The sequence below is a fragment of the Bacteroides sp. genome, assembly GCF_029057325.1.
Lineage (GTDB): Bacteria > Bacteroidota > Bacteroidia > Bacteroidales > Bacteroidaceae > Bacteroides.
On the sequence record NZ_JAICZW010000042.1, the window covers coordinates 55,230 to 69,759 of the forward strand.

Below are 14,530 nucleotides of genomic sequence, written 5' to 3' on the forward strand. Positions count from 1 at the left end.
CCTAGGGAGTGGAGTTTGTCCGAAGAACGTCCGAAGCCGAATAGGTCCTGGTAGGGGTGGGATAAGATGCAGACAGGGAGAACAAAAAGGAAAAGGGGAAAGGGTGTTTTTTTCACCGGAACACGAAGAGCGCTGGAAGGCTACGAATTTTTCTTTACATTCAAAAAGAAAGAGAAGAAACAGGGAGGTGTGTACGAATTTACTCTTTGCTCTGATTTATCGGTTTTTATTGCGTAATATGCCGATGTTTGCGTATCTTTGTACATCGTATTAGTCCAAAATGCCAAAGTTATGATGAATACACCGGTCGATATGCTTCGTAAGCTCCCGATAGGGATACAGAGTTTCGAGAAACTTCGTTCCGAAGGATTCATGTATGTGGATAAAACCGCATTCGTATTTCGGCTGGTACAGGCGGGTGTCCCTTGTTTCCTCAGCCGTCCCCGTCGGTTCGGAAAAAGCCTTTTGCTTTCCACTTTGGAGGCTTATTTCAAAGGGAAAAAAGAATTGTTCAAAGGGCTTGCCATCGAGCAGTTGGAACAGGAATGGTTGGAATATCCCGTGTTGCATCTTGATTTGAATGCAGAAAAATACGACAGCAACGAACGGCTGGAAAAGATGCTTGAACGGCAACTGGAAGGATGGGAAGCGACCTATGGCGTAGATAAAGGCAACATGACCTATTCCGGACGCTTTTCTGCCGTCATACAGCGTGCTTGCGAACAGACCGGACGTCGCGTGGTCGTGCTTGTGGACGAATATGACAAACCCATGCTGCAAACATTCGCCAGAATAAACGAACAAACCGTAGAGGATATAAATGCGGGAAAAGAAAGTGCCTTTGCCGCATTATACGACAGCTACTATAGCTACCTGTGCGTGTTTGCCACCACCTAATTATATTCAATGCGGACGAGGCTAAGGAGATTGTCAATGACGTGTTCATCAATGTATGGAACAGCAGAGGAAGGCTCAACTTTCCCATTCATAATTACCTGCTGCGGAGTGTACAGAACCGCTGCCTGAACCACATCCGCACGCTGCACACGCGCGAACGGGTGCTTGATGAATATCGGGAAGAATTGCTGGCCTTTCAGGAAGAGCTCTGCGCGAATGACGATGACCCGCTGCAATTATTGGAGATTGAAGAGCTGAAAGAACGGGGCGGCACGGTAATAAGATTCACTGCCTGCCAAGTGCAATCTGGTCTTCAGAAAATATCTGTACGAAGGCATGTCTCCGCAAGAGATTGCAGACGAGCAAGCCATGTCTGTCAATACGGTGCGGGTCCACATCAAGAATGCGATGGACCGCATCAAGCTCCGGTTAGGTCCTATGGCGGGGATGTTGCTGCTGTTCGTTTATGGCAAGCTATGAAGGAAACACAAAAAGCCTGCCGTCACATATCAGGACACGGCAGGCTTTCTATTTTATTCTATAAATATATCGGAAAAAAGAAACGGACTTATCTCAACGCCTCCACCTCTTCCGGTGTCAACGGAATCTTCTTGCCCAAACGACGGGCACCGGTTTCGGTAATCAGATAGTCTTCTTCATTGCGGATGCCACCAAAATCACGATACTCTTCCAACTTATCATAGTTGATGAAGTCGGCGAACTTCTTTTCACCCTTCCAAAGATCCATCAGTTCGGGGATGAAATAGATACCCGGCTCTACGGTAATCACAAAGCCCGGCTCCAAAGGAACGGCAAGGCGCTGGCTCTTGCGACCGAACTGCGTACTCTTAGGCTGACCGTTGTAACCGACCCATACTTCACCTAAGTTCTCCATGTCGTGCACATCCAGCCCCATCATGTGTCCCAATCCACATTGGAAGAACATGGCGTGCGCACCTTCGCGCACCGCATCTTCGGTATTTCCCTTCATCAAGCCGAGGTCTTTCAGTCCATCGACCATCACGCGTGCCGCGAGGTCATAGACCTCCATGTAAGGCACTCCGGGACGAAGCGCATTGACCGCCGCTATATGCATGGCATTTGAAAGTTCGTAAATGACGCGCTGGCGCGGAGTGAACGTCTTATCGACAGGCATTGTGGACGACATGTCACCGCAATATCCCGAAGGGAGTTCGGCACCGGCATCAATCAGGAACATGTCGCCCGACTTCACCTTATTGCCGTGATAGTGGTTGTGCAGCGTCTGACCGTTCACCGTAGCAATCGTAGCGAACGAGAGTTCGCAGTTGTTCATCTCGGCGACGCGGTTCATCTCGGCCACCACTTCATACTCATACATTCCCGGACGAAGCACCTTCATGGCGGTGATGTGCATATCGGAAGTCACGTTGCAGGCCTTCTCTATTTCCACAAGTTCTTCTTCGGTCTTATAGTTACGCTGTGCCACTACCGCACGGATAAACGGTACGGAACCTTCCTGATGTGCGGGAGGAACACCCAGCCAATCCATCAGCTTCAATTTGTGTTCGGCACGGTAAGGAGGAAGATAGTGTATGTTCTGTCCTTTTTGCACAGCCCGGTGCAGGTAATTGACGATATCGGCGTATGGACGAGTCTCGGAAATACCCACCATCGTCGCTTTCTCGTGAAGCGTAGGCTGGGTTCCCATCCAGACAATGTGGTCAATAGAGAGTTCATCGCCGAAAATAATCTCTTTATCCTCATCTATGTCTATAATGGCTGCCAATCCGGCAAACGACAATCCGAAAAAATAGAGGAAAGTGGAATCCTGGCGGTAACGGAAGGTATTATCCGCATAATTCAACCCTTGTTCATCGTTACCCAAAAACAATAACACTCCGGAGCCAATCGTTTTTTTCAGCAGGGCTCTGCGCTGCACATACGTTTCTTTTGCAAACATAGTATTCTATTTTAGTTGTTTTTAGGGCAAAGATAAACATAAATACAGAACCTACCCGCCCCTTTCTTGTTAAATATCGTATGAGAAGGTTTCGCATTCTCGAACAATTCACTATTTTTGCACTAAATTCAGAATCAAACAAAGTATGGCACAAGGTTCCCGACAGGTACAGACACAAGCGCAGCAACAGGTACAAACGCTGTCGCCGCAACAGATTTTGGTGGTTAGGCTGCTGGAACTCCCTGCTGTAGAGCTGGAAGACCGCATACGCGGCGAACTTCTGGAAAATCCGGCACTGGAAGAAGGGCGGGAAGAGACTCCGGAAGACGAGTACTCCAACGATAACGGCACGGAAACCGAACAGGAAGAAAACGGCGATACCGATTACGATTCACTGAGCGACTATCTGAACGAAGACGATATTCCCGACTATAAGCTGCAAGAGAACAACCGAAGCAAGGGAGAGCAAGCGGAAGAAATACCTTTCTCCGACACCACCTCTTTCTACGAAACCCTGAAAGAGCAGCTGGGCGAACGCAACCTCACCGAGCACCAACGCGAACTGGCGGAATATCTGATCGGCTCGTTGGACGACGACGGCCTGCTGCGCAAATCGCTGGAAAGCATCTGTGACGAACTGGCCATCTATGCCGGCATAGACACTTCCATGCAAGAACTGGAAGAGATGCTGAAAATCATCCAGGATTTCGACCCTGCCGGACTGGGTGCCCGCAACCTGCAGGAGTGCCTGCTCATCCAGATACGCCGTAAGATAGAGCAACAACCGTGCCCGGATTCACTGCTCCGCATCGAAGAATCCATCATTTCCGAATGTTACGAGGAGTTTACCCGCAAACATTGGGACAAGATACAACAGAAATTCGACCTGAAAGAAGAAGTTTTCGACCGGGCAATCAAGGAAATCTGCAAACTGAATCCCCGCCCGGGGGCCTCTTTGGGAGAAACCATCGGCAAAAACATGCAGCAGATAGTTCCCGACTTTCTGGTGGATACCTACGATGACGGCACCATCAGCGTGACGCTGAACAACCGCAACGTGCCGGAACTGCGCATGAGCCGCGACTTCACCGAAATGGTGGAGGAACACACCAAAAACAAGGCGAACCAGTCCAAAGAATCGAAAGAAGCCATGCTGTTCCTGAAGCAGAAAATGGATGCCGCACAAGGTTTCATCGATGCTGTAAAACAACGGCAACAAACGTTGATGACCACCATGCAAGCCATTATCGACCTGCAACGCCCCTTCTTCCTCGAAGGAGACGAATCGCTGTTGCGCCCCATGATACTGAAGGATGTGGCAGAGCGTACCGGGCTGGACATCTCCACCATCTCGCGCGTGAGCAACAGCAAGTACGTACAGACCAACTTCGGCATCTATTCGCTGAAATTCTTCTTCAACGACGGCTATATCACCGAAGACGGCGAAGAAATGTCCGTACGCGAAATACGCAAGATTCTAAAAGAGTGCATCGACAGCGAGGACAAAAAGAGACCTTATACGGATGATGAGCTTACCGAAAAGCTGAAAGAAAAAGGCTATCCGATAGCTCGCCGGACGGTGGCCAAATACCGTCAGCAGATGGGCATACCGGTAGCAAGATTAAGAAGATAAGAGCAGTAGTAATTGTACAATTCATAAGTGGAATTAGATTCATGGAAGAATATATCATAACAGACAGGACCTTGGTAAAAACCTCAAAAGTCATTTCGGCCATCTTCACGCCGTTTTCCATTCCTTTTGTGGCTTTCCTGATTCTGTTTGCCTTTTCATACCTGCGCATCATGCCGCTGCAATACAAGCTGATTGTGCTGGGCGTAGTCTTTTGCTTCACTATTCTGATGCCTACGCTGACTATTTTCATCTTTCAGAAAATCAACGGTTTCAGTCCGAAAGACATGACCGACCGGAAAAAGAGGTATATCCCCTTCTTTCTGACCATCGTTTCCTATATATTCTGCCTGCTGATGATGCAACGGCTGAATATCCCTTGGTATATGACGGGAATCATCCTCGCCGCACTGGTAATGATGGTTATCTGCGTCCTCCTCAACTCGGTATGGAAGCTCAGCGAACACATGGCAGGAGCAGGAGCGGTAGTAGGCGGGCTGGTGGCTTTCAGTGCGCTGTTCGGCTACAACCCCATTTGGTGGCTCTGCCTCTTCATATTGGCGGCAGGAACATTGGGCACTGCCCGCATCATCCTGCAACATCATACCTTGAGCGAAGTGATGGGAGGATTTGCCGTGGGACTACTTTGCACCTTATTGGTGCTCCACCCGTTAAGCAACATCCTCTTCCGCATCTTTCTTTTTTAGAACTATAAATCGACAATCGTGAATTTTCAATTAAATAAGTATTAACCCTTAAAAACTAACAATCATGAATTTTCCAACAAATGTAAAGTACACGCAAGAACATGAATGGATTCGCCAAGAAGGCGACATCGCTTATGTAGGTATCACCGACTACGCACAGGAGCAACTGGGCGACATCGTATTTGTCGATATCCCGACAGAAGGCGAGACATTGGCTGCCGGCGACACGTTCGGTACCATCGAAGTAGTGAAAACCATCTCAGACCTTTTCTTGCCCGTAGGCGGAGAAGTGCTGGAACAGAACGAAGCGTTGGCCGACCAACCGGAGCTGGTAAACACAGACCCGTATGGCGAAGGCTGGCTTATCAAAATCAAGCCTGCTGCCGATGCCGACTTCGACAGTCTGCTGGATGCGGAAGCATACAAAGCACTGGTGAATGAATAACCAAACAATTGATAATTGATAGTTGGCAGTTGCAATTGACAGATATTATTTTATCAGTCAATTATCAACTGCTAATTGTCAATTGTCAGTTATCAATTATCAATTTAAAAGATATGACTCCAATCGTTAGCATTATCATGGGCAGCACCTCCGACCTTCCTGTTATGGAGAAGGCGGCTCAGTTGCTCAATGACTTACATGTACCGTTCGAAATGAACGCCCTATCCGCTCACCGCACCCCGGAAGCAGTGGAAGAGTTTGCCACGAATGCCCGCCAACGCGGCATCAAAGTGATTATCGCCGCTGCCGGCATGGCTGCTGCCCTACCCGGCGTCATTGCAGCCAATACCACTCTGCCGGTCATCGGTGTACCCATCAAAGGTTCCGTGCTCGACGGCGTAGATGCCCTCTACTCCATCATACAGATGCCTCCCGGCATACCCGTAGCGACAGTTGCCATCAACGGTGCCATGAACGCCGCCATCCTCGCCGTACAAATGCTCGCCCTAAGCGATGCCTCACTGGCCGAGACATTCGCCGCTTACAAAGAGGAACTGAAGAAAAAAATCGTCAAGGCCAACGAGGACTTGAAAGAGGTGAAGTACGAATACAAAACCAATTAAAAAAAGGTGGATTTATTCAACTATTCCCGACGGGAAACAATCGAAGTAAACATTGGGGCCACTCCGATGGGAGGCTCCAATCCTATCCGCATACAAAGTATGACGAACACCGCCACGCAAGACACGAAAGCCTGCGTGGCACAGGCTAAACGCATCGTCGATGCCGGAGGAGAGTATGTACGACTCACGGCGCAAGGTGTCAAAGAAGCGGAGAACCTGAAGAATATCAATGCGGCACTGCGGCAAGACGGCTACATGGTGCCGCTCGTAGCCGACATTCACTTCAATCCCAAGGTAGCGGATGTCGCGGCACAATATGTAGAGAAAGTACGCATCAACCCGGGCAACTATGTGGACTCGGCACGCACCTTCAAGCATCTGGAATATACCGACGAGGAGTATGCCCAGGAACTCCGGAAGATACACGACCGCTTCGTCCCCTTCCTCCACATCTGCAAGGAGAACCATACCGCCATCCGCATCGGCGTGAACCACGGTTCCCTATCCGACCGCATCATGTCGCGCTACGGCGACACGCCGGAAGGCATGGTGGAATCGTGCATGGAGTTTCTGCGCATCTGCGTGCAAGAGCACTTCACAGACGTGGTCATCTCCATCAAGGCATCCAACACTGTGGTCATGGTGAAGACGGTACGCCTGCTGGCAACCATCATGGAGCAGGAAGGCATGAAGTTCCCGCTGCACCTTGGCGTAACGGAAGCCGGAGACGGAGAAGATGGCCGCATCAAGTCGGCCCTGGGCATCGGTGCCCTGCTGGCGGACGGACTGGGCGACACCATCCGGGTCTCCCTGAGTGAAGCGCCGGAAGCGGAAATCCCCGTAGCCCGCAAACTGGTGGACTACATCGTGCAGCGCCACAATCATCCCTACCTCCCCGGAGCCGACGTGCCGGAATTCAATTACCTCTCCCCTACCCGCCGCGAGACAACCGCCGTGCATAACATAGGCGGTGACCATCTGCCCTTAGTAGTCGCCGCACGTCTGAACGGAACGATGGACTTCCGCCCGCCATTCATGCCGGACTACGTTTATACAGGACGTATCCTCCCCGAAGCACTGCCGGAGGGCATGCAGGGCATCGTGGATGCCGATGTCTGGATGCAGCATAGTGCCGAAGGCGCAGAGCTAAGCAGCATCTGGCCCGCCTTCAAAGGAGACCAGCTACCTTTCCTCAGCAGCTGCGGTGCCTCCTTGAAGTTCCTCTTCATCACCTACATGGGATTGAACGACGAGGCCATCGCCTGCCTGAAGTATCATCCGGAGGTCGTATTGGTATCGCAAAGCAACCACCCCAACCGTTTGGGAGAACAACGCGCCTTGGCACACCAACTGATGAAGGAAGGCCTGAAGAATCCGATAGTCTTCTTCGAGCACTATGCCGAGAGCGAACTGGAGAATCTGCAAATCAAAGCCGCCGCCGATATGGGAGCCCTCATCTTTGACGGCTTGTGCGACGGTATCTTCCTCTTCAACCAAGGAGAAGCGATCAACGGGCAAGCAGTGGATACCACCGCATTCGGCATTCTGCAAGCCGGACGCGTACGCACCAGCAAGACAGAATACATCTCCTGCCCCGGCTGTGGAAGAACACTCTACAACTTAGAGAGCACCATCGCCCGCATCAAGGCAGCCACCTCCCACCTGAAAGGCCTCAAGATAGGCATCATGGGATGCATCGTCAACGGCCCCGGAGAGATGGCGGATGCCGACTACGGCTACGTAGGTGCCGGACGTGGCAAAATCAGCCTCTACAAGAAAAAGGAGTGCATCGAAAAGAACATTCCCGAAGAAGAAGCCGTGGAGAAACTGATAGAACTGATAAAAAACAACGGAGACTACAACCGAGAGTGAGTTGACGAGTTAACGAGTTGACAAGTTTACAAGACTTCTCCTTGTAGCCTTGTAAACTCGTCAACTTATAAATTCACTAACAAACTTCTAAAAACCTTATTTATGGACTATCAGAAGATATTGGAAGACATCTATCAGGAGATACAGCCATACGCCTCTGTCGGCAAACAGGCTGATTATATTCCGGCACTCGCCCGGGTCAACCCGGACCAGTTCGGCATGTGCATTCACACCATCCAAGGCGAAACATTCATGCATGGGAAGGCTGCCACCGGCTTCTCCATACAAAGTATCTCGAAAGTATTCTCACTGGCTATGTGTCTGAGCCTTGAAGGAGACCAGCTGTGGGAGAGAGTGGGCAAAGAGCCTTCGGGCACCGCCTTCAACTCACTGATACAATTGGAAGTGGAAAAAGGCATTCCCCGAAACCCGTTCATCAATGCCGGAGCCATCGTGATGACCGACATCCTGCTGAACCGCCTGAAACATCCCGAAGAGGAGTATCTCCGTTTTGTCCGCTCCATCAGCGGCAACAGCCGGATAGACTATAACGAGGAGGTGGCACAATCCGAACGTGGGAACGGCTACCTGAACGCAGCCATCGCCAACCTGCTGAAGTATCACCACAACATTGACAATGACATCGAACGTGTGCTTCGTTTCTATTTCCTGCAATGCTCTATAGAGATGAGTTGCTACGACCTGTCGCGTGCCTTCCTGCCTTTTGCCAACCACAAGCAGGAGTTCGCCTTCGAAGGCATCACACTGACATCATCGCAGGTGAAAAGAATCAATGCCATCATGCAGACCTGCGGCTTCTATGACGAAGCGGGTGAGTTCTCTTATCTGGTAGGCCTTCCGGGAAAAAGTGGAGTGGGAGGCGGCATAGCGGCCATCTATCCACTGCGCTACTCTGTAGCCGTATGGAGTCCACGGTTGAACCGAAAAGGAAATTCCGTAATGGGTATCAAGGCGTTGGAACTGCTGACCACACAGACGCAAGAGTCTATTTTCTGAAACAAAAGAATAGCAGAAATACTTCTTTCCCTTTCAAGCCGAATAAGAGAAAAGGTGTGTTGAGATGGAAAGAGGCAAACATAATGATTGAATAAGGTACAAATTCTAAGAACCTGAAAAAGCAGGAGGTGCGTTAAAACGCACCTCCTTTCAAATACAATTAAACCTGAACTTATTCCACTTGATTAATAACCCGGATTCTGGTCATCGGCAAGAAGCGGGTTGTAGTCAATGGCACTCTGCGGGATAGGCATCAGCATCAGACGCTGGTTCCAAACAAGGTTGATGAGCAGGTCACCGGCAGGATTATAGCAAGGACCGTTCATGTATTGTTCGCAGTAGGTCTCACCGTAACGGCGTACATCCTGGAAACGCTGTCCCTCACCCGCCAACTCAATGCGACGTTCGTTACGCACAAAGTCAAGAGCTGCTTCTTTGGAGAGCGAAGCAGGCACATCGGGCATACCGCAGCGGTCGCGCAAGTCGTTGAGGGCTGCCTGCACGGAGCTATCCCAACCGGTTGTCTGGATATGTGCCTCCGCATAGGTCAACAACACCTCGGCATAGCGGATGACGGGATAGTCACACGAAGAAGCCCAAGTGTCGTATGCTTCGAGTGCCACCATTTTACGGAAGGCATAGCCCGACCACGATTCGTTACCATTCTTGTTGAAATTATCCGGATTGAACATGAAATAGTAGGTTCCTTTACCTGCCAGTTCGTGCCAGCCCTTGAAGGGGAACATCAACGACGCATAGAGACGGCTGTCGCGATTGCGGAACTCGTTCATATAGGCATACTGCATCAGGTCGGTCTGTTGCACCTGTTGCTGATAAGCATTCTGGTCGTTGCTGTTGGCAGAGAAGTCGCTCCACATCGCCTCAAAGTTTGCCGCACGGGTTTCAGGAGCAATGTCATTGCGCTTGGTTTTTCCATCTACATCCCAATAGGCATCCACCAGGTTCTGCATCGGTTCGAAAGAGATATAACCTTCATAAGCAGACATCGACATGGGAATCATATAAGTATAGCGCATCCAGTCGTAGTTGTTCTTGTCGGCTGCATATTCACGTGTCACCACATACTCGGGATTCTTCGGGTTGGCGTTTTCGTCAAACCAGAGAGCTTCGTAACTGAACATGCCTCGGATGAACTTGTCACGATCAATGCCTTTGGCTTCATAGTCGATGTAAGCGTCCATTTCGTCAGTTTCCTGCTGTTGGGCAGCACTTAAGGCACCATTCAGACGGAACAAGGCATGGTTGCTCTTAGTGATGATTTCGTTGGCCGAAGCCTCCGCCTCGGCATAGTTGCCAAAATAAAGGGCAGCACGCGCACGCAATGCCAAAGCGCCCCAGCGGGTGATGCGGCCGCTTTCATACAAGTAACCGCCCTTGTAGCTTTCGGGCAGAATATTGGCAACTTCCGCCAACTCCCTGAGGACGAAGGATTGCACCTCTTCTACGGAATTGCGCGGAACATTGGGTGCATCGTATGCCAATACATCGGTCACAATAGCCACCTTACCAAACTGGTTGGTAAGCCCCAAATAACTATAAGCACGGAAGAAACGGGCTTCTGCCTTCATGCGTTCCTTCAGGTTTTCGTCCATCACACAAGTTTCCACGTTGGCGAGGAAGTTATTAACCATACGGATGGTGCCGAAGTAATAGTTTCCATAGCTTTCGGAGGCACTGATACCATTCTGTTGCAGCATCTCCATATTGCCTTCCCATGGTTTGTGGCTATGGGAGTTGTCGGTACAACATTCATCGTAAAGTTTGGCACCGTCAAGCTCGGCATAGCAGCTGTTCAGCGCATACCAAGCATCCTTTTCAGTTTTCCAGAAGTTTTCGGCAGCCATTTCGGATGGCGGCACTACATCAAGGTCGCAAGCGGTGAAAGAACCCGCCATGCAGAGACCTAAAGCGATGATTTTTATGTTATTTTTCATTGTTCTGAAATTTATAAGTTTAGAAAGAAACATTGACACCTAAAGCTACAGATTTAGTTCCGAGATTATAGATGACACCACTGGCCGATTCGGGGTCGAAATCTTCCATACGGTCATCTGCACGGAAAGTGAAGAGGTTTTCACCAGTGACGAACACCTTCAGCGACTGCAATCCCCAATTCTTCACCACCGTATCAGGTACTTTGTATCCCAACGAGAGGGTCTTGATGCGGAAGTAGTCGGCATCAAACAAGTGGCTGGAGTTGAAGTTACGATTGTACGTGGTGTGCACGCTACTTGCCGAGTAGATACGAGGATAAACCGCATGTGGGTTGGGATTCTCTTCAGTCCAACGCTTCAAGTGGAACTTGCGCGGTTGGTCCATACCATGGAAGAAGGGATGTATGCCATAGACATCGAATGCAACGCTGGTACCGCTTACACCCTGTCCGAAGGCACTGAATTCAAAGTCCTTCCAGTTCAAGCTGAGGTTCAATCCATAAGTAAAATCAGGCACGTCTTTACCAATGATGGTACGGTCATCAGCCGTGATGGCACTACCCCATTCCACTCCCTCACGCTGGGGAACGAACTTGATATCACCGGCATTGGGCTTCACCCCGCTCAGTGTATAATAGTGACCGGCATCAATTTCTTCCTGTGTGTAGAGTCCGTTGGCCTGATAGCCATAGAACGATCCTACGGGATGTCCCTCGCGCAAGATATACTTGATGATGTGACTTGCATCAACGGTCTTGTTGTTCGAATCACCCATCTCAACCACTCGGTTGCGGTTAGTGGCGATGTTTCCGCCAACGGTATATTTCAACTTGCCGATATTGCCCTGATAAGTGGCCGCGAATTCAAAACCGGAATTCTTCACCTTACCAAAGTTTTGTGACGGCTCGGTGGTGATACCTGTTTCGGCAGGCACATTATAGCGCAGCAGGATGTCGCTTGTATTCTTAATATAATAGTCGGCTGTGATGTTCAACCTTCCATTGAAAAGGGTGGCGTCGATACCGAAGTCGGTAAGGGCCACTTTTTCCCAACCTAACGAAGCGTTGGCAGGTCTGGACTCCACGATACCCATGACATCGGAATTATCAAAAGTATAATGGTAGTTCGACGAATAGTTCTGGAAGTAATCATAGTCGCCCACATTGTTGATGTTGCCGAGCGTACCGTACGAACCACGTATCTTGAGGTTGTCGAGCCAGTCGATATTCTTCATGAATGCCTCCTCGCTGATTCTCCAACCTGCGGAGAACGAAGGGAACCACCCCCAACGGTTGTTCTTGTGGAAACGGGAAGAGGCATCGGTACGGAGGTTGAATTCAAAGAGGTAACGGTCCATCAGGCTGTAGTTGATACGGCCGAAATAGGAGAGCATCTTGTTTTCCGAAGAGGAACCGCCATTCTGATAGCCGGCACCTGCCGTGGAACCGCCACTGATGTCGGTCAAGCCATCGGAGGGGAAGTCCTGACGAGATGCGGTGAGTTGCTCGAATTTATAGTGTTCGTAAGAGGTACCCAGCAAGACGTTGATGGAGTGGATGTCCTTACTCCAATCGTAGCGTGCGGTAGTGGTATAGAGGATGGTAGAAGAACTCTGCCAGTTCATATTCATTTTGTTCACCGTATTGCCGGTACCGCCAATCTCCTCGTCCGAGAAGAAGTTGATGGCATTCTCCTGCAGGGCGGTATAGCTTTTGGACTTATATTCAGTGGTGCGGTAAGTACCTTGTGCGCTGAGGGTGAATCCCTTGAAAGGCTTCAAGTCCACGCCGAGGTCGTACAGGGTGTTTTCGCTCTTGGTCTTGCTCCAGTCGTTCTTGGAGAGGGCACGCAACGGGTTTTTGTTGATGAAATTACTTTCAGCCAGTTTACCGCCGTTCACGGTACCCCAGTTGCCGTTGGACTGACGTGCAACAAAGGTGGAAGGCACCATGGAGAATGCGCCCAAGTCAGGTGCGCCGCAATCGCGGTCGTTCAGGCGCTGGATGTATTTCACCCCTGCCTTCACGGTCAGCCATTTGGTGACATCGGCATTCAGGTTGAGGTTCAGGTTGTAGCGGTTCATGTCCTGACCGGGAATCATCTTGTCGCGATAGACGTAGCCCAAACCGGCATAGTAGCGAATCTTCTCCGAACCGCCACTCACGTTAAGCGAATGTTGGGTAGTAACCACGTTCTTGTCCAGTATCAGGTCATTCCAACTGGTATTTGGATAGAGGTCGGGCTTGGAACCGTCACGGAACCATCCTATCTCCTCTTCGCTATAGCCTTGGAAGCGTCCGGCGGCAGGATTGGTATTGTAGAGCGCCTCGTTGTAGAGTTCAGCATATTGAGCTGAATTTACATATTCAGGCTTATAGGTAGGATTGTCGAACGATACGTAGCCGCTGTAAGATACATTGGTACGCTCTTTCTTACCCTGCTTGGTCGTAACCAATACTACGCCGTAAGCGGCACGTGAGCCATAGATGGAGGCAGAAGCTGCGTCTTTCAGGAAAGAGATAGATTCGATGCTGTTGGGGTCAAGGTTAGAAAAAAATGAGGAAGTAGCAATGACTCCATCGATGACATAAAGAGGGGCGGAAGTGCCCAGATTACCGCGACCACGGAAGTTAATCGTCGCGTCGGCACCGGGGCGAGAGATAATCGTCACACCGGGAACGGCGCCTTGCACGGATGAAAGCACATCGGTCTGCACACGGTCTTTGATTTCATCGGTGCTGACCGACGCCACCGAACCGGTAAGGTTCACCTTCTTCTGTGTGCCATAACCTACGACCACCACTTCCGCAAGGGCTTGTGCATCCTCTTTGAGCGTGATGTTATACTGAGTGACACTGGCCTTCACCTCGATGACCTGGCCGGCATAACCGATGTAGCTCACCTCAAGTTGCGCCCCCACGGGAACGGTCAAGGTAAAGTTTCCATCGACGTCGGTGATGGTTCCGTTAGCGCTGTTTCCCTTTTCAAAAACAGAAGCACCAATCACAGTTTCGCCCAAATTATCTTTGATGGTTCCCTTCACCGTGACATGTTTGTTCTGCTGAGCAGCCTGAACTTTAGTCACGCGTATCGATTTCAAGATAATCTCGTTGCCTTTCACCTGGTAGCTGATACCACTACCTTCAAACATTTCCTTCAACACCTTTTCGATACTGCCTTCACAATTGAAGTTCTTTGAGCGGAGTCCCTCCAAATCATTGGTGTCATAGAAAAAAGTGTAATCACTACTCTGCTCAATCTGCCGGATAGCGTCCTCATAACTGAGGGATTTTCCCTTGACAGCCACCGTTTCCTGGGCTGCCGATATCATACACACGGGAGAAAGGAGTAAGAGCATAAATGCCATGCGAAGATGGCGTGCCTTGAAATTGAGACAAAATTTACTCATGTTTCTCATGCAATTAGTTATTAATTAAACCTT

10 protein-coding genes and 1 pseudogene are annotated in these 14,530 nt (G+C 50.1%); 8 read left to right on the forward strand and 3 right to left on the reverse strand.

Annotated features, from left to right (window positions below):
- Positions 1–294 precede the first annotated feature (294 nt).
- Together K2G43_RS02800 and K2G43_RS02805 are read left to right on the forward strand one after the other, a co-directional pair.
- A pseudogene (locus K2G43_RS02800) lies at positions 295–804 on the forward strand (AAA family ATPase); the annotation flags it as partial.
- 381 nt (positions 805–1,185) lie between these two features.
- Entirely contained in the window at positions 1,186–1,377 is a 192-nt protein-coding gene (locus K2G43_RS02805; RefSeq protein WP_297642312.1) for a LuxR C-terminal-related transcriptional regulator, read from the forward strand.
- A gap of 88 nt (positions 1,378–1,465) precedes the next feature.
- Here K2G43_RS02805 and K2G43_RS02810 read toward each other — a convergent pair whose 3' ends face one another.
- The gene (locus K2G43_RS02810; protein WP_297642297.1) at positions 1,466–2,839 is read right to left on the reverse strand and encodes an aminopeptidase P family protein; all 1,374 of its coding nucleotides are present in this window, start codon (positions 2,837–2,839) and stop codon (positions 1,466–1,468) included.
- 145 nt (positions 2,840–2,984) lie between these two features.
- Here K2G43_RS02810 and rpoN point away from each other — a divergent pair, with 145 nt between their 5' ends.
- From rpoN to K2G43_RS02840, 6 genes are all read left to right on the forward strand, one after another.
- A complete protein-coding gene (rpoN, locus tag K2G43_RS02815; protein ID WP_300152918.1) occupies positions 2,985–4,472 on the forward strand; it encodes an RNA polymerase factor sigma-54 in 1,488 nt (495 codons plus the stop codon).
- Positions 4,473–4,513: 41 nt separating this feature from the next.
- Positions 4,514–5,176: a phosphatase PAP2 family protein gene (locus K2G43_RS02820; RefSeq protein WP_297642295.1), complete on the forward strand. Its 663-nt coding sequence runs from the start codon at positions 4,514–4,516 to the stop codon at positions 5,174–5,176.
- Positions 5,177–5,240: 64 nt separating this feature from the next.
- On the forward strand, positions 5,241–5,621 hold the full coding sequence (gene gcvH / locus K2G43_RS02825) for a glycine cleavage system protein GcvH (RefSeq protein ID WP_297642294.1): 381 nt from the start codon (positions 5,241–5,243) through the stop codon (positions 5,619–5,621).
- Between the two features lie 113 nt (positions 5,622–5,734).
- Positions 5,735–6,244, forward strand: coding sequence for a 5-(carboxyamino)imidazole ribonucleotide mutase (purE, locus tag K2G43_RS02830; protein ID WP_300152919.1), 510 nt, complete (start codon positions 5,735–5,737; stop codon positions 6,242–6,244).
- A 6-nt stretch (positions 6,245–6,250) separates the two neighbouring features.
- Complete coding sequence (locus tag K2G43_RS02835) at positions 6,251–8,116, forward strand: 4-hydroxy-3-methylbut-2-en-1-yl diphosphate synthase (protein ID WP_300152920.1); 1,866 nt, start codon at positions 6,251–6,253, stop codon at positions 8,114–8,116.
- Between the two features lie 102 nt (positions 8,117–8,218).
- Positions 8,219–9,133 (forward strand): glutaminase, encoded by a 915-nt coding sequence (locus K2G43_RS02840; RefSeq protein ID WP_297642291.1) that lies wholly within the window; start codon positions 8,219–8,221, stop codon positions 9,131–9,133.
- 185 nt (positions 9,134–9,318) lie between these two features.
- Here K2G43_RS02840 and K2G43_RS02845 read toward each other — a convergent pair whose 3' ends face one another.
- Complete coding sequence (locus tag K2G43_RS02845; protein ID WP_300152921.1) at positions 9,319–11,088, reverse strand: RagB/SusD family nutrient uptake outer membrane protein; 1,770 nt, start codon at positions 11,086–11,088, stop codon at positions 9,319–9,321.
- Positions 11,089–11,107: 19 nt separating this feature from the next.
- The gene (locus K2G43_RS02850) at positions 11,108–14,497 is read right to left on the reverse strand and encodes a TonB-dependent receptor (RefSeq protein WP_297642718.1); all 3,390 of its coding nucleotides are present in this window, start codon (positions 14,495–14,497) and stop codon (positions 11,108–11,110) included.
- Between the last annotated feature and the right edge of the window lie 33 nt (positions 14,498–14,530).